19 protein-coding genes are annotated in these 19591 nt (G+C 59.9%); 5 read left to right on the plus strand and 14 right to left on the minus strand.

Features of this window, described 5'->3' with window-relative positions:
- Positions 1-37: 37 nt before the first annotated feature.
- Positions 38-1624: an ABC-F family ATPase gene (locus AC1DVE_RS09170; protein ID WP_223461293.1), complete on the minus strand. Its 1587-nt coding sequence runs from the start codon at positions 1622-1624 to the stop codon at positions 38-40.
- Between the two features lie 488 nt (positions 1625-2112).
- Here AC1DVE_RS09170 and lpxO point away from each other — a divergent pair, with 488 nt between their 5' ends.
- From lpxO to ilvA, 4 genes are all read left to right on the plus strand, one after another.
- A complete protein-coding gene (gene lpxO, locus AC1DVE_RS09175) occupies positions 2113-3012 on the plus strand; it encodes a lipid A hydroxylase LpxO (protein WP_223461295.1) in 900 nt (299 codons plus the stop codon).
- A gap of 232 nt (positions 3013-3244) precedes the next feature.
- Positions 3245-3592, plus strand: coding sequence for a hypothetical protein (locus tag AC1DVE_RS09180; protein ID WP_223461297.1), 348 nt, complete (start codon positions 3245-3247; stop codon positions 3590-3592).
- Between the two features lie 67 nt (positions 3593-3659).
- On the plus strand, positions 3660-4823 hold the full coding sequence (locus AC1DVE_RS09185; protein WP_223461299.1) for a PQQ-dependent sugar dehydrogenase: 1164 nt from the start codon (positions 3660-3662) through the stop codon (positions 4821-4823).
- Positions 4824-5029: 206 nt separating this feature from the next.
- A complete protein-coding gene (gene ilvA, locus AC1DVE_RS09190; RefSeq protein ID WP_223461300.1) occupies positions 5030-6043 on the plus strand; it encodes a threonine ammonia-lyase, biosynthetic in 1014 nt (337 codons plus the stop codon).
- A 64-nt stretch (positions 6044-6107) separates the two neighbouring features.
- Here ilvA and eco read toward each other — a convergent pair whose 3' ends face one another.
- Positions 6108-6590: a serine protease inhibitor ecotin gene (eco, locus tag AC1DVE_RS09195; protein ID WP_223461302.1), complete on the minus strand. Its 483-nt coding sequence runs from the start codon at positions 6588-6590 to the stop codon at positions 6108-6110.
- Between the two features lie 278 nt (positions 6591-6868).
- Here eco and AC1DVE_RS09200 point away from each other — a divergent pair, with 278 nt between their 5' ends.
- On the plus strand, positions 6869-7135 hold the full coding sequence (locus AC1DVE_RS09200) for a DUF1652 domain-containing protein (protein WP_223461304.1): 267 nt from the start codon (positions 6869-6871) through the stop codon (positions 7133-7135).
- Here the strand turns inward: AC1DVE_RS09200 and AC1DVE_RS09205 are convergent.
- The 12 genes from AC1DVE_RS09205 to AC1DVE_RS09260 form a co-directional block, all read right to left on the minus strand.
- Entirely contained in the window at positions 7132-7527 is a 396-nt protein-coding gene (locus AC1DVE_RS09205; protein ID WP_223461305.1) for a hypothetical protein, read from the minus strand. The two genes, AC1DVE_RS09200 and AC1DVE_RS09205, sit on opposite strands and share 4 nt — an antisense overlap.
- A 91-nt stretch (positions 7528-7618) precedes the next feature.
- Positions 7619-7885 (minus strand): DUF2790 domain-containing protein, encoded by a 267-nt coding sequence (locus tag AC1DVE_RS09210; RefSeq protein ID WP_223461307.1) that lies wholly within the window; start codon positions 7883-7885, stop codon positions 7619-7621.
- Between the two features lie 228 nt (positions 7886-8113).
- A complete protein-coding gene (locus AC1DVE_RS09215; RefSeq protein WP_223461309.1) occupies positions 8114-9058 on the minus strand; it encodes a carbohydrate kinase family protein in 945 nt (314 codons plus the stop codon).
- Positions 9059-9064: 6 nt separating this feature from the next.
- Entirely contained in the window at positions 9065-10570 is a 1506-nt protein-coding gene (xylB, locus tag AC1DVE_RS09220; RefSeq protein ID WP_223461311.1) for a xylulokinase, read from the minus strand.
- Positions 10571-10682: 112 nt separating this feature from the next.
- Positions 10683-12155: a mannitol dehydrogenase family protein gene (locus AC1DVE_RS09225; protein WP_223461313.1), complete on the minus strand. Its 1473-nt coding sequence runs from the start codon at positions 12153-12155 to the stop codon at positions 10683-10685.
- A 16-nt stretch (positions 12156-12171) separates the two neighbouring features.
- Positions 12172-13275, minus strand: a complete 1104-nt coding sequence (locus AC1DVE_RS09230; RefSeq protein WP_223461315.1) for an ABC transporter ATP-binding protein — start codon at positions 13273-13275, stop codon at positions 12172-12174.
- A 33-nt stretch (positions 13276-13308) separates the two neighbouring features.
- Positions 13309-14139 carry a carbohydrate ABC transporter permease gene (locus AC1DVE_RS09235; protein ID WP_223461317.1) on the minus strand — a complete coding sequence of 277 codons (831 nt, stop codon included), beginning with the start codon at positions 14137-14139 and terminating at the stop codon, positions 13309-13311.
- Positions 14140-14147: 8 nt separating this feature from the next.
- On the minus strand, positions 14148-15074 hold the full coding sequence (locus tag AC1DVE_RS09240) for a carbohydrate ABC transporter permease (protein WP_411741659.1): 927 nt from the start codon (positions 15072-15074) through the stop codon (positions 14148-14150).
- A 161-nt stretch (positions 15075-15235) separates the two neighbouring features.
- Positions 15236-16546, minus strand: coding sequence for an ABC transporter substrate-binding protein (locus AC1DVE_RS09245; RefSeq protein ID WP_477783891.1), 1311 nt, complete (start codon positions 16544-16546; stop codon positions 15236-15238).
- A 192-nt stretch (positions 16547-16738) separates the two neighbouring features.
- Positions 16739-17200, minus strand: a complete 462-nt coding sequence (locus AC1DVE_RS09250) for a hypothetical protein (RefSeq protein ID WP_477783892.1) — start codon at positions 17198-17200, stop codon at positions 16739-16741.
- A gap of 53 nt (positions 17201-17253) precedes the next feature.
- The gene (locus AC1DVE_RS09255; protein WP_477783893.1) at positions 17254-18159 is read right to left on the minus strand and encodes an AraC family transcriptional regulator; all 906 of its coding nucleotides are present in this window, start codon (positions 18157-18159) and stop codon (positions 17254-17256) included.
- A 109-nt stretch (positions 18160-18268) separates the two neighbouring features.
- A complete protein-coding gene (locus tag AC1DVE_RS09260) occupies positions 18269-19567 on the minus strand; it encodes a glycosyltransferase (protein WP_477783894.1) in 1299 nt (432 codons plus the stop codon).
- Between the last annotated feature and the right edge of the window lie 24 nt (positions 19568-19591).

The following is a 19591-nucleotide window of genomic DNA, read 5'->3' on the forward strand; positions in this document are numbered from 1 at the left end:
TAACTTGTAGCTTGCAGCTTAAAACTGATAGCTGCCCTTAGAACACCACACCCTGGCTGCGCAGGTAGTCGTCGTAGGTGCCGCTGAAGTCGGTCACGCCGTTAGGGCTCAACTCGATGATGCGGGTGGCCAGAGACGATACGAACTCACGGTCGTGGCTGACGAAAATCAGCGTGCCCGGGTAGTTTTCCAGCGCCAGGTTCAGCGACTCGATGGATTCCATGTCCAGGTGGTTGGTCGGTTCGTCCATCACCAGAACGTTCGGCTTTTGCAGGATCAGCTTGCCGAACAGCATGCGGCCTTGCTCACCACCGGAGATGACCTTGACCGATTTGAGAATCTCATCGTTGGAGAACAGCATGCGGCCCAGGGTTCCACGGATGATCTGCTCGCCCTGAGTCCACTGGCCCATCCAGTCGAACAGGCTGACGTCGTCTTCGAAGTCATGGGCGTGGTCCTGGGCGTAGTAGCCCAGCTCCGCGCTTTCGGTCCACTTCACGGAACCGGCGTCCGGGGTCAGCTCGCCCATCAGGGTGCGCAGCAGGGTGGTCTTGCCGATACCGTTCGGGCCAATGATCGCCAGGCGCTCGCCGGCTTCGACGGTGAAGCTGAAGTTCTTGAACAGGGTCTTGCCGTCGAAGCCCTTGGACATCTGCTCGATGGTCACGGCCTGGCGGTGCAGCTTCTTGGTCTGTTCGAAACGGATGAACGGGCTCACGCGGCTCGATGGCTTGACTTCGGCCAGCTGGATCTTGTCGATCTGCTTGGCGCGGGAGGTGGCCTGCTTGGCTTTCGAGGCGTTGGCCGAGAAGCGGCTGACGAACGTCTGCAGTTCGGAGATCTGGGCTTTCTTCTTGGCGTTGTCCGACAGCAACTGCTCGCGGGACTGGGTTGCCGCGGTCATGTACTCGTCATAGTTGCCCGGGAACAGGCGCAGCTCACCGTAGTCCAGGTCAGCCATGTGGGTGCAGACGCTGTTGAGGAAGTGACGGTCGTGGGAAATGATAATCATGGTGCTGTTACGCGCCTTGAGAATGGTTTCCAGCCAGCGAATGGTGTTGATGTCCAGGTGGTTGGTCGGTTCGTCGAGCAACAGCACTTCCGGATCGGAGAACAGCGCCTGGGCCAGCAATACCCGCAGTTTCCAGCCTGGAGCGACTTCGGACATCGGGCCGAAATGCTGTTCCAGGGGAATACCCAGGCCCAGCAGCAGTTCGCCGGCGCGGGATTCAGCGGTGTAGCCGTCCATTTCGGCGAATTCGGTTTCCAGCTCGGCCACGGCCATGCCGTCTGCTTCGCTCATTTCCGGCAACGAATAAATGCGGTCGCGCTCGGCCTTGACCTTCCACAGCTCTTCGTGACCCATGATCACGGTGTCGATCACGGTAAATTCTTCGTAGGCGAACTGGTCCTGACGCAATTTACCCAGACGCACGTTCGGCTCCAGCATGACCTGGCCGCCGGACGGCTCGAGGTCGTCGCCGAGAATCTTCATGAAGGTCGACTTGCCGCAACCGTTGGCGCCGATCAGACCGTAACGGTTGCCACCGTTGAACTTGACCGAAACGTTTTCGAAGAGCGGCTTGGCGCCGAACTGCATCGTGATGTTAGCTGTAGAAATCAAAGGTTTTTCCTGCGAAGCATTCAGAGTAGCTAGGGTTGCGGCAGTACCGGTTCAGTACCCGTTCCACTGTTCGGACCCGGGACATTCATCCCGATCAGCAGTGGAAGATCCATCTGGCATTTAAGTGGACAGCAGCATGTGGCGCGCTTGGCCCGAGTCAACGTAGGCTGAAAGGGGATTTTTCCCGCTCTCAACCTGGGGGCGCGTAAAGTTTGGCGGCGATTGTACTGGCCTGGCTCTTTAAACGATAGGGCGATGAGGCCTCTGCAACGCTTTGGCGGTTTTTGCGCACACATTTTCACAGTTGCAGGTTAACTATTGGTTACAAACTGTGGCTAAAATGCCATCCAGGAGCCGGAGACCGACCATCGGTAAGGCTCGTTGGCACTACGGGGCCGCTGTTTCGTAATCAGTTGCTGCACAAGACCCGGGGACCGGCATGCCGGTAAAGGGCGCAGTTTGTTTACTTCCGACCTGTGACGATTTCCGTGAAACTCATCATTGCCGTTATCTACGTTGCCTCTATTGCGTATGTCCATCTGCGCGGTCACGTGCGCCATAAGCTGGGTCGCCAGTTGAGTGACCACTCGACGTTTCTGGCACCGATCAATTGCTTTCTTTATCTGTTTTCGAAAATCCCCAACAAGCCTTATCTCGACCCGGTCGACTTCCCCGACCTGAGCCCACTGCAGGCGCATTGGGAAGAAATTCGTGCCGAAGGCCAGAACTTGCTTCACGCCGGCGAGATCAAGCGTTCGAATCAATACGATGACGTCGGTTTCAACTCGTTTTTCAAGACCGGCTGGAAGCGCTTCTATCTCAAGTGGTACGGCGATAGCCACCCGTCGGCCATGAAACTCTGCCCGCGCACCACCGAACTGGTACAGGGCATTTGCTCGATCAAGGCGGCGATGTTCGCCGAGTTGCCACCGGGCTCCAGACTGGTGCGCCATCGCGACCCGTATGCCGGTTCGTACCGTTATCACCTCGGGCTGGACACACCCAACGCCGACGGTTGCTACATCAATGTCGATGGCAAGAACTACCATTGGCGCGATGGCGAAGCCGTGATGTTCGATGAGACCTACATTCATTACGCAGAGAACACCACGCCGCACAATCGCATCATTTTGTTCTGCGACGTCGAGCGGCCGATGAAATATCGGTGGGCAGCGGCATTCAATCGCTGGTTCAGTCGCCATGTCATGTCGGCGGCAGGTGCACCGAACGAGGACGGAGACCGGACCGGCGGGCTCAACCGACTGTTCAGCAAGGTCTACAAGGTTCGCCTGCGCGCCAAGGAACTGAAAAAGCGCAACCGCAAGCTTTACTACCTTGAAAAGTGGTCGATCTTTGCCGGGTTGCTGGTGGTGTTCATTCTGATCTGAGCCGGGTGTTGGGGCGGCAGGCCTCATCGCGGGCAAGCCACGCTCCCACAGGTTTGAGTCAACCACAAATGTCATGAATGCCCACCGTCCATTGTGGGAGCGAGCCTGCTCGCGAAGAGGCCGAATCAACGCCGTGTTGCATCGTGCCGGGGAGTTTTTGGTTAACAAATCCGAACCTCGGGCGTAGCGTGGTATCGAAGTCCTTATCCACGCGGACGCAGAGAGGCACCCCATGAACCGATATGCGTTTGGCGCCATCGCGCTGGCCTTGAGTACCGTATTGGGCCCACTGGCCCAGGCCGATGCCCTTGCTCCGTTGCAGTTGGCCCAGAACCTGCCGGGCAGCACCCGCAACAACCCTTACAACAGTCCGATTCAGCGGGCCAATCCCAACAGCATGCAAGGCACCCAACCCAGTGCCCCGGCAATACGCGGGCCGAATACCGTGCCGGTCCAGCGCTCGCCGACGCTGGACAACGGTGGCATCGGTAATCGCTATCCCGACCGGACAGCTCCCGCCAGCCCACCGAAATTCATTCCCAATCCTCCCCCACGAGACACCGGCACCAGCAACCGTTGAGTGGCAGGCATGACGTCTGCCCGCTATTTTTCACCAGGCCCCATTTCCATCAGAAAAGGAATCCTGCATGTTGCGTAAAAACCTGTTGGCAACCCTCTGTGCCGGCGTATTGATCAGCGCCACCGTCCCTGTGCTTGCCGCGCCCACCCAGACGATGAAAAGCGAAGAAGGCACCCTTGAGGTCACCCCCGTCGTGACAGGGCTGGAGCACCCCTGGGGGTTGGCATTCCTGCCGGATCGTAAAGGCATGCTGGTGACCGAACGGTCCGGCAACCTGCGGCTGGTGACCGCCGAGGGCAAATTGTCGGCACCGCTCAATGGTGTGCCCACGGTCTGGGCCAAGGGGCAGGGTGGATTGCTCGACGTGGCGTTGTCACCGGATTTCAAACAGGACCGGATGGTCTATCTGTCCTATGCCGAAGGTGGCGGTGAGGGTAACAAGGCCGGTACTGCGGTGGGGCGCGGCCGGCTCTCTGACGATCTGACGGCGCTCAAGGATTTCCAGGTGATCCTGCGTCAGGAACCCAAACTCTCGGTCGGCAACCATTTTGGCTCGCGGCTGGTGTTTGATCGCGACGGCTATCTGTTTGTGACACTGGGGGAAAACAACGACCGCCCGACCGCCCAGGATCTCGACAAGCTGCAAGGCAAAGTGGTGCGCATCTACCCGGACGGCACGGTGCCCAAGGACAACCCCTTTGTCGGCCAGGCCAACGTGCGCCCGGAGATCTGGTCCTACGGGCAGCGTAACCCGCAAGGCGCGGCGCTCAACCCGTGGAACGGCACGCTGTGGGAAAACGAACACGGCCCTCAGGGCGGCGATGAAATCAACATCATCGAGCGCGGCAAGAATTACGGTTGGCCGCTGGCGACCCATGGCATCGACTACTCCGGTCAACCTATTCCCGAAGCCAAGGGTGATACCGCCGAAGGCACCGTCGCCCCGAATCATGTCTGGGAAAAATCCCCGGGCCTGAGCGGCATGGCGTTCTACGATGCCGATCGTTTCAAGGCCTGGCAACGCAACGTGTTTATCGGCGCGTTGGTCAGCCAGGAGCTGATCCGCCTGGAGTTCGATGGCGACAAGGTGATCCACGAGGAGCGCTTGCTCGGGGAGTTGAAAAAACGCATCCGCGATGTGCGGCAGGGGCCGGACGGCTACTTGTATGTTTTGACCGATGAGGAGAACGGTGGCATTTACAAGGTGGGTTTGAAGTTGCCGGCAGACTAAGGCATCTACAAAAACTTGCCATTGACTTGCTATCAACGCCCGGCTAATTTCGAGCCATGACTTCCACTGTATTGCGCTGCCAGCCAAGCATTATTACCGCCATTCCTCATTTGGCGGGCTAGCTCACGACTGCAGCACCCAACCCGCCCTGGAGGCGGGTTTTTACTTTCTGTCTCCCGGGCCCCGATCAACGTCAGGAGACGACGATGAGTTTTACAACCGATCAACAAGCCCTGCTGGAACGCTACGTCAAAAAAATCCTCGCCGCGCCGGTGTATGAACTGGCCGTGCGCACGCCGTTGCAACTGGCACCGGCCTTGTCCGAAGCCTTGGGCAACCAGATCCTGCTCAAGCGCGAAGACCTGCAACCGACCTTTTCCTTCAAGATCCGCGGCGCCTACAACAAGCTGGTGCAACTGAGCGAAGCGCAAAAGGCTCGTGGCGTGGTCACGGCTTCTGCGGGCAATCATGCGCAGGGCGTGGCACTGGCGGCGCGGGAGCTGGGGATCAACGCCACCATCGTCATGCCCTGCACGACGCCGCAACTTAAGGTCATCGGGGTGCGCAGTCGTGGTGCCGATGCAGTGCTGCACGGCGAAAGCTTTCCGTTTGCATTGGCCTATGCGCTGGAGCTGGCCGGGGAAACCGGCTGCACCTTTGTATCGCCCTTCGACGACCCGGAGGTGATCGCGGGGCAAGGCACGGTGGCCATGGAGATCCTGCGCCAGCACCAGGGGCCGCTGGACGCGATCTTCGTGCCGGTGGGTGGCGGGGGGCTGATCGCGGGTATCGCCGCTTACGTCAAATACTTGCGGCCGGAAGTTCGCATCATTGGTGTCGAGTCGGAACATTCCGCATGCCTGCAAGCGGCGATGCATGCCGGCGAACGGGTCGTGCTGCCGAGCGTCGGCACCTTCGCCGATGGGGTGGCGGTGGCGCAGATCGGCGCTTGCGGTTTTGAGGTCTGCCGGTTCTGCGTTGATGACGTGGTGACGGTCAGCAACGATGAGCTTTGTGCCGCAATCAAGAATATCTACGACGATACCCGCTCGATCACCGAACCTTCCGGTGCGCTGGCCGTGGCCGGGATCAAGAAATACGTCGCGCAGACCGGTGCTTTGGGGCAGACCCTAGTGGCGATCGACTCGGGTGCCAATATCAACTTCGACAGCCTGGGGTACGTGGCCGAGCGCGCCGCGTTGAGTGGCGCCCCGGCATGACGCTTGGGCCGGTCTACAGCGGACGCCGCAAGCGGGCGCCGCGAGGGTCCGCCGGATGGCCGGGTTATTCCTGAATGGCTTTCTCGACCTTGGTCGACGCCGACCAGATCCGATAGCGCACTTCGATGTCCTTGGGCACGTACAGCACGAGCGGCAGCTTGCTGTTGTAACGCAGCAGGAAGCCGTCACCGACCACCGGTACAAAACCCTGTTTGCTGGTGCCGCCCGGGCAGGCCATCAGCGTGCTCATCGGGCCAATGACTTTTTCCAGGCGGTAGAACGGATAGCCCCAACCCTCGAGGTTCTTCTCCTCGAGAATGCCACCCAGGCGCGGGTTATTGCAGTCGACGGTCATCGTCTTGCCGGCCAGGATCTCGACCTGGAAGTCGTTTTCCCGGGTCTGTGGCGCGAGGTGAATCACTTGGCGGGTAAACCCGTTTTCGGCCTTCGGATAGGGCGCGGTGTCTTCGAGTTTGGCGGCGTGCGCCACGCCGGCAAGCCCCAGTGCGACTAGCGCTGCGCAAGCGTTAACGGTCAAAGAACTCATGGTGCCTCCTTGCTTGAAGTGAGGGGCGGCATTCTCACGGTCGTTTGCAGTGAATGCAAACCCGGGATGCCCAGTGTGCAAATTGCAGGCTCGCCAGAGGCGCTTATTGCAAACGGTATGGCAGGTTTACAGGTGATTCGTCTAAATACTTGAATTGCCGATGAGCTGCACCGCGAAACTCAGGGTATGTTTTATGCTGTAGCTGTCCTTGAAGCTTGCCGGGATTTCAAATGAGCGAGCATTGATCGTCGGGCAGTCTCACAAAGGAGGGAGTCGCCATGTTTCTTTCTGCCTTGGAAATTCGCAATATCATCGAAAGCAGTTTTCTGCCCAAGCGCTGCCAGTGCACGCTGTCACCGGATCTGTCGATGACTGTCAAGGTCTATGCCGACGGGCAAACCGATCATCTGGATCTTTTGGTCACTGGCATCGATGCTTCCGGGCTCAATGGTTGTCGGGAAATCAACGATTTGATTGCCCAACTGCGCTCCAGACAGCATCACGTCGAGGTCGAGCCGCACTCTATGCTGGGCAAAGCGCTCTAACCTGCGGTTTCGAGTTCCATGGACACGCGCCGGGTCTGGAAGAAAGCCAGGCCCAGCGCCAGTTCAACCCCGACCGCCAGCAAAATGCCCGGCCCGACATGGCCGTCGAGCCATTCGACAAAACCCAGCACAGCCAATCCCCAACAGCCGACGACGAAGCCGAGGCTCAGCGCATTGCGGGTTGCGCAAGGGGGCTCGTTGCGAACCAGAAAAGAAATCACGCTCAACGCCCCAAACAGCACGGCGGTGCGTCGCGCGACCAATCCCGCCGCGAATGAAAACTCGATATCCCAGAACGACAATAACCATTGCGGTGCAAAGCCCCAAACCAGGCTCAGCAAAAGACATAAGGCGGCGGTAAACGTCGACAGCGTGCGAAACGACAACTGCATGGCCAATCCTTGCGGGCAGAGAGGGAGGCGCTAGAGCATAGCGCCGCAACCCTCAAAGGCATACCGCCAAGTACCAAATCAGACTTTTCAGTCAGCTCTGGTTCTCGCAGGCGTCGGAAAGTTTACGGTAGGAAATTTCTGCGGGTTTTCCCGTGTCATCGATGTACTTCATCTCGGCCTTCACCACTTTGCACTCCAGGGTGTCCGGCTCGGTCAGTGAAATCACTTTGCTGACATGCAATGGCATGCCGTAGTGATAGGGCACGGCTTGAGAGGTCGGGGTGTCATTGGCCTGAGCCAGGCCGGTAAACGCGGTGCAGGCGAGGGCGGCGGTAACCAGCAGGGTGCGAGTGTTCATCAGCGATCTCCGGTGCGGACGGAATGTCAGTTCGATGTGGCGCTTGTCGAACTTGCCGCACTGGGCGTCAGAACAGTCTGAGGGCGTGCGGTCCAGTGAAGTGTTGGACCGCACGGTTAAACGAGGGTTAACCCGGCTGAACGCCGCTTGTCGCGGATGCGCGATCCTGTGTATCAGTTAAGACCATCGGGCGCCTGATGGAAAGTTATCGCGAGCAGGCCCTCGAACTCAGCGCAAATCCAGTTGCTTGCGATAAGGCAAATCCGGCCCGGTCTTGCTGCACGTCAGCGCCGCCGCCTGCACCGCGAACTTCAGCATGCGGTCGATCTGCTCGCGGCCAAGTTGCTTCACGCCCTCTACCGAGTCCAGTTGCTGTTCGGTCAACCAGGTAATCAGCGCCGCCTGAAAGGTATCGCCCGCGCCCACAGTGTCGGCGATTTTTACCCCACAGGCAGGAGTCGACCACGAGCCGTGAGTCCGGCTGAACACGCTCGCGCCTTCGCCACCCCGGGTCAGGAACACCAGCTGACAGCGGTGCTGCAGCCAGCCTTCGATCACCTGCGCCGGGTCCTGGCCGGGGTACAACAGATGCAGGTCCTCGTCGCTGACCTTGATCAGGTCGGCCAACTCCACCAGGGTCGCGATCCGGTTACGCCACAGGTCGATGTCCGGCTCCGGGTTCAGGCGCACGTTCGGATCGAGGCTGATCAGGCGCTTGCCGCTTTCCCGGCGCACCAATGCCAATAGCGTGTCGGCAATCGGCTGCACCACCAGGGAAAACGAGCCGATATGCAGGCCGCGTACCTCAGGCCCGAGTGCCGGCAGGTGCTCCGGTTTCAGTTGTCGATCCGCGCAGCCTTCGCCACGGAAGCTGTACTGCGGCGAGCCATTGGCCCCGACCGCGACCATCGCCAGGGTGGTCGGCGCGGCAAAATCCAGCAGGAAGTCCTGACGCACGCCTTCATCTTGCAACACTTGCAGCAGGCGCCGGCCCAGGTAGTCAGTGGACAACCCGGCCAACAGCGCCGCGTCCACGCCCAACCGGCGCAAGCCCACCGCCACGTTGAACGGCGAGCCACCGGCAATGGCTTTGAAATTCACTTTGGACGCCAGACCGCTGGCGTCGTTTTCACTGAAAAAATCGAACAGCGCTTCGCCACACACCAGGTACATAGTTGTTCACTCTTTAATTAGGGTTGCGACTTGCTGTTGATAGCGTTCATATGCCTGCTGGCAGGCTTGCACATTGTCGGCGACCGGCAGGGTCTCACTGGCCGGGTCGAGTTTCACGCAGCGCTCGCACAAATCCGCCAGGCTGTGTTCGCGCCCGTTCGCCCGGGCTGCGCACCAGGCCGCCTGAATCGCCGCACCCAAGGCTGCGGCCTCGCTTTGTTCGGTGCAGATCACCGGTGTATTCATGGCATCGGCGACGATCTGCCGCCAGACCGCACTTTTTGACCCACCACCAATCAGCCGAATGCTGCGGCTTTGTAAGCCATTGCGGCGTAGCAGGTCCAGTCCGTAACGCAAACCGAACGTCGTGCCTTCGACCACCGCGCGGCACAGGTTGGCCCGGGTCAGGTTGGTCATGGTCAAACCCGACAGGCTGGCGCTGGCATGGGGCAGGGCAGGCACCCGTTCGCCATTGAAAAACGGCAGCATGCACACACCTTCGGCCCCGATCGGCGCCTGGGCAACCAGTTCGTTGAACTGATCGATGTCGAGGTCCAGCAGGTCACGAATCAGGCCGGTGGCATTGGTCAGGTTCATGGTGCAGATCAACGGCAACCAGCCGCCACTTGAAGAACAGAAGGTGGCTACCGCGGCATCTGCGGCGACGTTCGGTTGATCGGCGTAGGCGTACACCGTGCCCGACGAACCGAGGCTCATGGTGATTGCACCGGGCTGGATGTTGCCGGTGCCGATGGCCCCCATCATGTTGTCGCCACCGCCACTGGACACCAGTGCCCGGGGGTTGATGCCCAGGTGTTCGGCAATGCCCGGCAGAATCGTGCCGACCGCCTGATGGGCATCGATCAGCTCCGGCAGCGCGGCTTGCAGGCGTCCGCTGGGGTCGATGTCACGCAACAATTGCAGATCCCACTGGCGCGTACGCACATTGAAATACCCGGTGCCCGAGGCATCGCCGTATTCGCTGCAACTGCGGCCGGTGAGCCAATGGTTGAGGTAGTCGTGGGGCAGCAGAATGCGGGCGATCCGGGAGAACACCTCGGGATGCTGCTCTTTGGTCCATAACAGCTTGGATACGGTGTAGCCCGGCGCAATGACCACGCCGAGGCGTTCCAGCGAACCCTTTTCGCCACCCAGATGGGCCAGCAGTCGGTCATTCTCCGGGGTGGTTTCGGTGTCGCACCAGAGTTTCGCCGGGCGCAACACCTTGCCCTGATCGTCGAGCAGCACCAGGCCGTGTTGCTGGCCGGAGACACCAATGCCGAGAATCGACTGGCCATCGACTTTGGCCGCGATCAATGCGCGGCGGGTGGCGGTGGCGAAGGCTTCCAGCCACTGGCCGGTGTCCTGCTCGCGACGGCCGTTGGCGACGCTGATCATCGTGTGGGTGGCTGCGCCTTGGCCCAGCACCTCGCCGCTGTCGGCGTCGAGGATGATGGCTTTGGTGCCCTGGGTGCCGCAGTCGATGCCGAGGAAGAGTTGTTGGGTTGTCATGCAAGATCCTTGGTCGTCAGCTCAATACAAGTCTGGATTCAGTATCCCTGGTGCCTGTCCGGCCGCCTTCGCGAGCAAGCCCGCGAAGACGGTAGCAGTTCCACCGCAGGACTTACGCCAACACTCGTTCCAGAGTCCGCGACACCCCAACCTCGCGCAAACTGTTGCAGCACCACTCAAACGCCGCGACAAACTCCGGCGAGCGCGCAATCGCCGTACCAAAAATATCCTCGACTACCAGCAAGCGCTGGGTAATCAGCACATCATCGGCCACCAGTGCCTGGCAGAACGCTGCGCGCGGATCCGCAATCGTGTAGGTCTCGCCATGCTCATCCACGCCTTTGAGGTACAGCGCCCACGCCGCCACCACCAACGCCGCGCGCCTGGTTTCGCGGCCATCGGCGATCAAGCGGTTGATGGTCGGTACGGTGAACTTCGGAAACTTCGACGAGCCGTCCGAACACACCCGTTCAAGCTGATCGGCAATCGCCTGATTGGAGAAACGCGCCACCAGGGTGTTCTTGTACTCGGTCAGGTCGATTCCCGGCACCGCCGGCAGCTGTGGCGTCACGTCCAGGTCCATGTAGGCGCGCATGTAGCGCACGAACAGCGGATCGTTCATGGTCTGGTGGACGAAGCGGTAACCCTTGAGGAACCCCAGGTACGTCAGCGCAAGATGACTGCCGTTGAGCAGCTTGATCTTCATTTCCTCGTAGGGCGTGACATCGTCGGTGAACTGCACGCCGACCTTTTCCCAGGCCGGGCGACCGTTGACGAACCTGTCCTCCAGCACCCATTGCGCGAAGGGTTCGCAGACCACCGGCCAGGCATCGTCCACGCCATGCTGGTCCGCCAGTTGCAGGCGGTGCCGGGTGCTGGTCATCGGCGTGATGCGGTCGACCATGGCGTTGGGGAAACTGACGTTGGCGTCGATCCAGTCGCGTAATTGGCTGTCGTGCAAGGCGGCGAAGGCCAGCAGGGCCTTGCGGGTGACTGCGCCATTGTGCGGCAGGTTATCGCAGGACATCAGGGTGAAGGCCGCTGTGCCAGCGGCGCGGCGCCTGGCCAGCGCGGCACAGAGGAAACCGAATACGGTTTTCGGGGCGCCCGGGTGCGCCAGGTCATGCTGGATCTGCGGCAAGTGCGCCATGAACTCACCGGTGCTGTCGTCGATGCAGTAACCGCCTTCGGTGATGGTCAGCGAGACGATGCGGATCTCGGGGCTGGCCAGTTTGTCGATCAACGCCTGGGCGTCGTCTTCGGCCAGCAGCATGTCGCGGATGGCGCCGATCACCCGCACTTCGGTGTCGTCGCTATCGCCGAGTTCGAACAGGGTGAACAGATAATCCTGATCCTTGAGATCGTCACGGGCGCGGCGGTCTTCAGCGCGCAGGCCGACACCGCAGATGGCCCAGTCCAGGCCTTCGCCGGTATTCATCAAGGCGTCGGTGTAGTACGCCTGATGGGCACGGTGGAAACCGCCGACGCCGATGTGCGCGATGCCTTGGCGGGTCTCGCCCAGGGCGTAGGCGGGCAGGACCACTTCAGGGGCGAGGCGGCTGAGGTTGTGTTTATTCAGTTTCATCGCAGGCTCTCTGAAATCAGGCAGCAACGCGCAACGGACGGGTCAACGCCACGCCGTCGGCATCGAATAAATGGCAGTGTTGCGCATCCAGATGCAGGCTCAGGGTTTCACCGTAGCGGCTGGCCAGATCGCCGCGAACGCGCATGGTCAGGGCTTCGCCGGATGCCGTCCGGACGTGGCAGAAGGTGTCGCTGCCCAGGCGTTCGCTGACATCGGCGGTGACCTGCAGGGTGCAATCACCGGGTTTGGCCAGTTCCAGATGCTCCGGGCGAATGCCCAGCGTCACCGCACTCCCGACGCTCAAGTGCCTGCCGCTCAAGGGCAGGTTGATGCGGGTTCCGGCGTCCAGCTGCACTTCACAGCCCTGGTTGTCGACGCGGGTGACCTTGCCCTTGAGGAAGCCCATTTTCGGCGTGCCCAGGAAACCGGCGACGAACAGGTTGGCAGGCTGGTGATAGAGATCCAGCGGCGAACCGACTTGCTCGATCTTGCCGCCATTGAGTACGACCACTTTGTCGGCCATGGTCATCGCTTCGACCTGGTCGTGAGTCACGTAGATCATCGTGGCTTGTAGCTCTTTGTGCAGGCGCAACAGTTCCAGGCGCATCTGCACTCGCAGGGCGGCATCGAGGTTGGACAACGGTTCGTCGAACAGGAAGATTTTCGGGTTGCGCACGATGGCCCGGCCAATCGCCACGCGCTGGCGCTGGCCGCCGGACAGTTGCTTGGGCTTGCGCTCCAGCATCGGCCCCAGTTCGAGGATGCGCGCCGCTTCGCCGACCTTTTTCTCCACTTCGGCTTTCGCCACGCCGGCCAGGTCGAGGGCGAACGACATGTTCTTGCGCACGCTCATGTGCGGGTACAAGGCGTAGGTCTGGAACACCATCGCCAGGTCGCGCTTGGCCGGGCTCACTTCGGTGATGTCGCGGCCATCGAGCTCGATGGTGCCGCCGCTGACTTCCTCCAGCCCGGCGATCAGCCGCAGCAGCGTGGATTTTCCGCAGCCCGACGGGCCGACGAAGACCACGAACTCCTTGTCGTTCACTTCAAGGTCGATGCCCTTGATGATGGAAAAGCCTTCGAAGCCTTTTTGCAGATTCTTGATTTTCAGGTTGGCCATGGTGGCGCTCCTTTTGTGCTTGTTCTTTGAGGGCTATTTCACGGCGCCGAACGACAGGCCGCGTACCAGTTGTTTCTGGCTGATCCAGCCGAAGATCAGGATCGGCGCACAGGCCAGGGTCGAGACGGCCGACAACTTGGCCCAGAACAGCCCTTCGGGGCTTGAATACGAAGCGATCAATGCGGTCAGCGGTGCGGCTTTCGACGAGGTCAGGTTCAGCGACCAGAACGCCTCGTTCCAGCACAGGATCAGCGACAGCAGGACCGTGGATGCCAGGCCGCCCTTGGCGATGGGCAGCAACACCCGGAGCATCTCCTGGGCCAGCGTTGCGCCGTCCAGCCGCGCGGCTTCGAGGATGTCCCTGGGGATGTCCTTGAAGTAGGTGTAAATCATCCAGACCACGATCGGCAGGTTGATCAGCGTGTAGATCACGATCAGCGCGATCCGCGTATCGAGCAGGCCGAAACTCTTGGCCAGCAGGTAGATCGGCATCAGCACGCCCACCGGCGGCAGCATCTTGGTCGAGAGCATCCACAGCAGGGTGCCCCTGGTGCGCTGGGTTTCGTAGAACGCCATCGAGTAGGCCGCCGGCACCGCGATCAGCAGGCACAGGGCCGTGGCGCTGAAGGAAATCACCACCGAGTTCCAGGCGAAACTGAAATAGTCGCTGCGCTCGTTGATGTGCAGGTAGTTCTCCAGCGTCGGCATGAAGATGAATTGCGGCGGCGTGGCGAAGGCATCGATCTCGGTCTTGAAACTGGTCAGCACCATCCAGAAGATCGGAAAGAAAATCACGATCGCGATGGCCCAGGCCAGCGTACCGAGCAGCAGGCTTTGCAGACGACGGGATTGTTGAAGAGTCATGGCAGGCCTCAGGCTTTGTCGGTCAGGTTTTTGCCGATCATCCGCACCAGGATGATCGCGGCGATGTTGGCGATGACCACGGCAATCAAGCCGCCCGCCGAGGCCATGCCGACGTCGAACTGCACCAGCGCCTGGTTGTAGATCAGGTAGGCGAGGTTGGTCGAGGCGTAGCCGGGGCCGCCGTTGGTGGTGGTGAAGATTTCGGCGAACACCGAGAGCAGGAAGATGGTTTCGATCATCACCACCACCGCGATCGGCCGCGCCAGGTGTGGCAGGGTCAGGTGCCAGAAAATTGCGACAGGCCCGGCACCGTCCAGGCGCGCGGCTTCTTTCTGTTCCTGGTCGAGGGACTGCATGGCGGTCATCAGGATCAGGATCGCGAACGGCAGCCATTGCCACGAGACAATGATGATGATTGACAGCAGCGGGTAGTGCGCCAGCCAGTCCACCGGTTGCGCGCCGAACAGCTTCCAGACGTAGGCGAGAATCCCCGACACCGGATGGAAAATCAGGTTCTTCCAGATCAGCGCACCGACCGTGGGCATGATGAAGAAGGGTGAGATCAGCATCACCCGCACGACACCGCGACCGAAAAACTCGCTGGCCTCAAGCAAAGCACTGATCAGCACACCCAATACCACACTGATCAGCAGCACGCTGCCCACCAGCAACAGCGTGTTGGTGGCGCCGGGCAGGAAGCCCGAATCGGTGAGGAAGTAGGTGAAGTTTTCCAACCCGACGAATTCGTTCTCGCCGGGGTTGAGCAAGTTGTAGCGAATCGTCGAGAAGTAGACGGTCATACCCAGCGGTACGATCATCCACAACAGCAGCAATGCCACCGAAGGGCTGACCAGAAACCAGCCGGGATTGGCCACGCGGCTTTTGCGCAGCGGTTGGACAATGTCCATGTGAGCTTTTGCAGTTGATGTATTCATAGTGATCAGAACCGATTATTTACAGGCATATGAAGATCAACTGTGGGAGCGGCGGTGCGGCGATCCGACTTGCTCGCGAAGAGGCCAGTACATCCGACACAACTTTTGCGATTGGAATGCCGCTTTCGCGAGCAAGCCCGCTCCCACACTGGATAGGGGGGTTACTTGGGATAACCCGCACGCTTCATCTCGCGCTCGGTGGTTTGCTGGGCCGCCGCCAACGCCTGGTCGACCGTGGTCTGGCCGATCAGCGCCGCAGAGAAGGATTTACCGACCTGGGTACCAATGCCCTGGAACTCGGGAATGGTCACCAACTGGATGCCGATGTACGGCACAGGCCTGGCGCCCGGCTTGCTCGGGTCCGCGGCCTTGAGCGACTCCAGCGTGACCTTGGCGAACGGGGCGGCGCTCATGTACGCCTCGCTGTAGGTCGAGGCCCGAGTGCCCGGCGGTACGTTGGCGATGCCGTCTTTTTCTGCGACCAGTGCGCCGTATTCTTTGGACGTGGCCCAGGCGCTGAAGGTTTTCGCCGCGTCCTTGGCCTTGGAGCTGGTCGGAATGGCCAGCGCCCAGGAGTACAACCAGGCCGAGCCCTTGTCAGTGACTTGATGCGGCGCATAGGTGAAGCCGACGTGATCGGTGACCTTGCTCTGGGACTTGTCGGTGACGAACGAGCCGGCGACGCTGGCATCGACCCAGATCGCGCATTTGCCACTGTTGAACAACGCCAGGTTTTCATTGAAACCGTTGCTCGACGCCCCCGGCGGGCCGGATTTCTTCATGGTGTCGACATAGAAGTTCAGCGCGTTTTTCCATTCGGGACCATTGAATTCCGGCTGCCACTTTTCATCGAACCAGCGCGCGCCATAGGCGTTGGCCACAGTGCTGATCAGCGCCATGTTCTCGCCCCAGCCAGCCTTGCCGCGAAGGCAGATGCCGTACTGTTCCTGCTCGGGTTTGTTCAATTTGGCGGCGAATTCACCGATCTGCTCCCAGGTCGGGCGCTCGGGCATGGTCAGGCCGGCATCCTTGAACAGGTCGGTGCGGTAGTAGGTGATGGAACTCTCGGCGTAGAACGGCAGGGCGTACAGCGAGCCTTTCACCGACAGGCCTTCGCGCACCGACGGGAACACGTCATCGAGGGCATAGCTGGCCGGCAAATCCTTCATCGGCTCCAGCCAGCCCTTGGCGCCCCAGAGTGCGGCTTCGTACATGCCAATGGTCAGCACGTCGAACTGCCCGCCCTGGGTGGCGATGTCGGTGGTCAGGCGCTGGCGCAGGACGTTTTCTTCGAGGACCACCCAATTGAGCTTGATCTGCGGATGCTCGGCCTCGAAGGTTTTCGAGAGCTTTTGCATGCGGATCATGTCGCTGTTGTTGACGGTGGCGATGGTCAGGGTCTGTGCGCCAAGGCTGACGCTGCTGAGGGTCATGCAGGTGAGGGCAAGCAGAGCTTTTACCGAAGGTTGCATCGTGCACTCCTTTTCTGCACCCGGCGGGATACAGAAGGACAGTTATTGTTTTTGTGTCTTCCGAAGACAGGAAGAATGTGCACTGATTACAACCTTCAATACGGACGATGACAAAGCGTTGGCAGCACTTTGGCTGATACTATTTTGCACTGATGGAGTTTTGCTGAAATGCCAGCCCTTGCTTTGCGTCCCTCACACGGGCGCTCGTACCTGGATCGACTCAATCGACATGGTTCGTCCGCTGGTCAAGCTAAAGTGCACGAAAAATACTCCATCCGCACCGGCTTTGGCACCTTCAATCTGGTACAAGCTGTGCTGTTGGACGGACACCTCCTTGATCTCGCGGACACCAGCGGGATGCCTAGCAATCAATATTTCGTCGGCCAAAAGACCGCGAAGCCGGATCAGCACCCGGACATCAATCGACGGCGGCAGTTGTTGCCCAAAATCCCGCCGGGCATCCTTTGAAAACCAGCAGTACTTGTTGGCGATGTCATCCTGTTTTATTTCACCTTCGCCCGTCCAGCCCAGGGTTTCTCCCGGCGTGTCGAAGCGTGCGTTCTCGTCGATGTTTGTTGAGGCGGCGCAATCTTGTGAGGAATCAGGGCACATGGTCTGAGGTCTCGATGTGGATGGCTGGGTTGCTGCAAGCATGGATAACCCATCACGGCCAAACCACTGTCAAAACTACCAGTTCCGACCAGCGGCTATCCCTGGTTTTGCTCAGTCAACCGCTGCACCACCAACCGCCGGTAGTGCGACGGGGTCATGCCCTTGAGTTGCTGGAAGCGCCGGTTGAAGTTGGAAATATTGTTGAAGCCCGATTCGAAGCACACGTCAGTGACCGGCTTGTTGCCATCGGCCAACAACTCGCAGGACTTGCTGATACGCAGGCGATTGACGAATTCGATGAAATTGCGTCCGGTGGCCTGCTTGAATACCCGGCTGAAATAAGTCGGTTTCATGCCCAGATGCTCGGCGACTTCCTCCAGCGTCAAGTCCCGGGCGTAATGGGCGAAGATGTAATCCACCGCGCGGTTGGTGCGATCGATGTTGTGCTCGTCCGCCAGTTGCGGGGTCGTGGCGCCAGAGAGCAATTGGTAATCGTCGGTGGCCGCAAGCAATTCCAACAGAATGAAAAAGTGCCCGAGCCGGGTCACACCGGTGGTATCGGCAATGCGCTGCATCAGATCCATCGCCTTGCCAATGGTGTGCTTGCAGCGAAATTCGATGCCGTACTGCGCGCGTTCCAGCAACGGCGCCAGGGCCTTGAGTTCGCCGAATACCTGATAGCCGCTGTCGAACAACTCGTCGGTGAAGTTGACCAGCATGTCGCGCTTGGGCACCACTTCATCCTCGGCTACCTGGCTGATCCAGTTGTGGGGCAGGTTGGGGCCGGTGAGAAACAGTGTCTGAGGATAGAAGTTGCCGATGTAGTCGCCGATGAACACCTTGCCAGAACTGGCGACGATCAGGTGCAGTTCGTATTCCTTGTGGAAATGCCAGCGCACCAGGGGGCAGGGGAAACCATGCTGGCGGTAGATGATGGACAAGCCGTTGTGGTCGTCCATCAACTCATAGGAAGGATCGGTGACTCTGGCGGTGCGGGTCATGTCAGGGCGCTTATGTTGTTATCCCGCCCCGATCATGCCTCTTGCCGCAGGGCTAACGCTACTACCGCCGGTGTGACTGTTCATGCAAGGCGCGCGCAAGGAGGGTGGGCTACTCCTGATTAAGGCGGTTCTTCGCCTCGATCCATTGCGCCATGTATTGAGTGCTCTTGTGCTGGTGATGACGCAGCATGCTGCCGGTAAAGTTATCTCGTCTGATGTTGGCCAGATCCCGTTGGCAATCGACCAGCCGCTGGATCAAGGCCGGGCCATGAACGGATTTCTGGTAGCGGCCGGCAAGCAGGGTTTGCCCGTGCGCCTGGGCGTCCAGCCAGCGCGTCTTGTCGTTATGGAGTTGCACGGCATGATCGGCGAACTCGCGTGCCGAACGGGTCACCGCACCGGGCCATGTCTCTTCGCCATGCATCGCCTCGGCGCCGACTGGCGTCGTCACATTCGGTGTGCCACAGAGCATCGCATCGACAATCTTGCCTTTGATTCCCGCGCCAAAACGCAGAGGCGCCATACAGACTCGCGCCGCCGACATGACTTGCAGTGCGTCTTCTGCCCAGTTCATGACATGAAAACCCTGGACCGGGTTATGCAGGGCAGTCGCCTTGGGCGGTGTGTAGGCACCATAGATATGCAATTGAGCGCCGGGCAATTGCTCGCGAATCAGCGGCCAGATAGCGGTTTTCAACCAGAGCACCGCATCCCAGTTGGGTGCATGGCGAAAGTTACCGATATGAAGAAAGTGTGCCCGGTCTTCAAACGGTACCGGCGCATTGGTCGGAACATCGACCATCAATGGGCACCAGTGCAACAAGTTGCGCGCAAACCTGAACTGCTCGACCAGCAATTCGATTTCCACTTCGGAAACCATCAGCGTCAAATCACAACGATAAAATGAGGCGATCTCGCGCTTCGCCATATCGGTATTGGCCATATGTTCGAATTCTTCGCGCGACGCTGGGGCGAACAGGTCGCTGAAGTCATTGTTGTCCTCACTGGCCTTCAAGCGCTCCTTGAGGCGTTGATGCCGACCCTGCCGGAGGCTTTGCAGGTCGCAGCTTTCGAGCACGCGCAAGGCATCTGGGCAATGCTTCTCGACCCGCCAGCCGAACTGTTCCTCCATCATGAATTGATCGAACAGCACGATGTCCGGCGCCAGTTCGCTGATGAAAGCGTCAAAACTGCTGTTGTTCAGCTCGATGGGGACTTCGCGAATACCCAACGCCGTCAGGTCTGCGCGTTGCTCGCCGAAGCCTGCCGGGCTGCTGAACGTGATGTCCCAGCCTTGTTCCAGAAAAACATCGAGAATTTGCATGACATGCCCGCTGGCCGCTGAAGAGCGGGGCTCGGGCCAGACGTAACCAATGACCAGGACTTTGGTTGCGTGGGGCTCAATCATGTACGGGATTTCCTTGAAGCGAAG

This window comes from Pseudomonas sp. P4_B4 (genome assembly GCF_056402255.1).

Coding starts and splice junctions, on each gene's coding strand:
- AC1DVE_RS09205 (WP_223461305.1), bottom strand. CDS start 7,527: ATGCAGTTGTCGTTTCGCACGCTGTCGACGTTTACCGCCGCCTTATGT.
- AC1DVE_RS09260 (WP_477783894.1), bottom strand. CDS start 19,567: ATGATTGAGCCCCACGCAACCAAAGTCCTGGTCATTGGTTACGTCTGG.
- ilvA (WP_223461300.1), top strand. CDS start 5,030: ATGAGTTTTACAACCGATCAACAAGCCCTGCTGGAACGCTACGTCAAA.
- AC1DVE_RS09245 (WP_477783891.1), bottom strand. CDS start 16,546: ATGCAACCTTCGGTAAAAGCTCTGCTTGCCCTCACCTGCATGACCCTC.
- AC1DVE_RS09240 (WP_411741659.1), bottom strand. CDS start 15,074: ATGAATACATCAACTGCAAAAGCTCACATGGACATTGTCCAACCGCTG.
- AC1DVE_RS09185 (WP_223461299.1), top strand. CDS start 3,660: ATGTTGCGTAAAAACCTGTTGGCAACCCTCTGTGCCGGCGTATTGATC.
- AC1DVE_RS09235 (WP_223461317.1), bottom strand. CDS start 14,139: ATGACTCTTCAACAATCCCGTCGTCTGCAAAGCCTGCTGCTCGGTACG.
- eco (WP_223461302.1), bottom strand. CDS start 6,590: ATGAGTTCTTTGACCGTTAACGCTTGCGCAGCGCTAGTCGCACTGGGG.
- AC1DVE_RS09230 (WP_223461315.1), bottom strand. CDS start 13,275: ATGGCCAACCTGAAAATCAAGAATCTGCAAAAAGGCTTCGAAGGCTTT.
- xylB (WP_223461311.1), bottom strand. CDS start 10,570: ATGACAACCCAACAACTCTTCCTCGGCATCGACTGCGGCACCCAGGGC.
- AC1DVE_RS09225 (WP_223461313.1), bottom strand. CDS start 12,155: ATGAAACTGAATAAACACAACCTCAGCCGCCTCGCCCCTGAAGTGGTC.
- AC1DVE_RS09250 (WP_477783892.1), bottom strand. CDS start 17,200: ATGCTTGCAGCAACCCAGCCATCCACATCGAGACCTCAGACCATGTGC.
- AC1DVE_RS09215 (WP_223461309.1), bottom strand. CDS start 9,058: ATGTACCTGGTGTGTGGCGAAGCGCTGTTCGATTTTTTCAGTGAAAAC.
- AC1DVE_RS09200 (WP_223461304.1), top strand. CDS start 6,869: ATGTTTCTTTCTGCCTTGGAAATTCGCAATATCATCGAAAGCAGTTTT.
- AC1DVE_RS09255 (WP_477783893.1), bottom strand. CDS start 18,159: ATGACCCGCACCGCCAGAGTCACCGATCCTTCCTATGAGTTGATGGAC.
- AC1DVE_RS09180 (WP_223461297.1), top strand. CDS start 3,245: ATGAACCGATATGCGTTTGGCGCCATCGCGCTGGCCTTGAGTACCGTA.
- AC1DVE_RS09210 (WP_223461307.1), bottom strand. CDS start 7,885: ATGAACACTCGCACCCTGCTGGTTACCGCCGCCCTCGCCTGCACCGCG.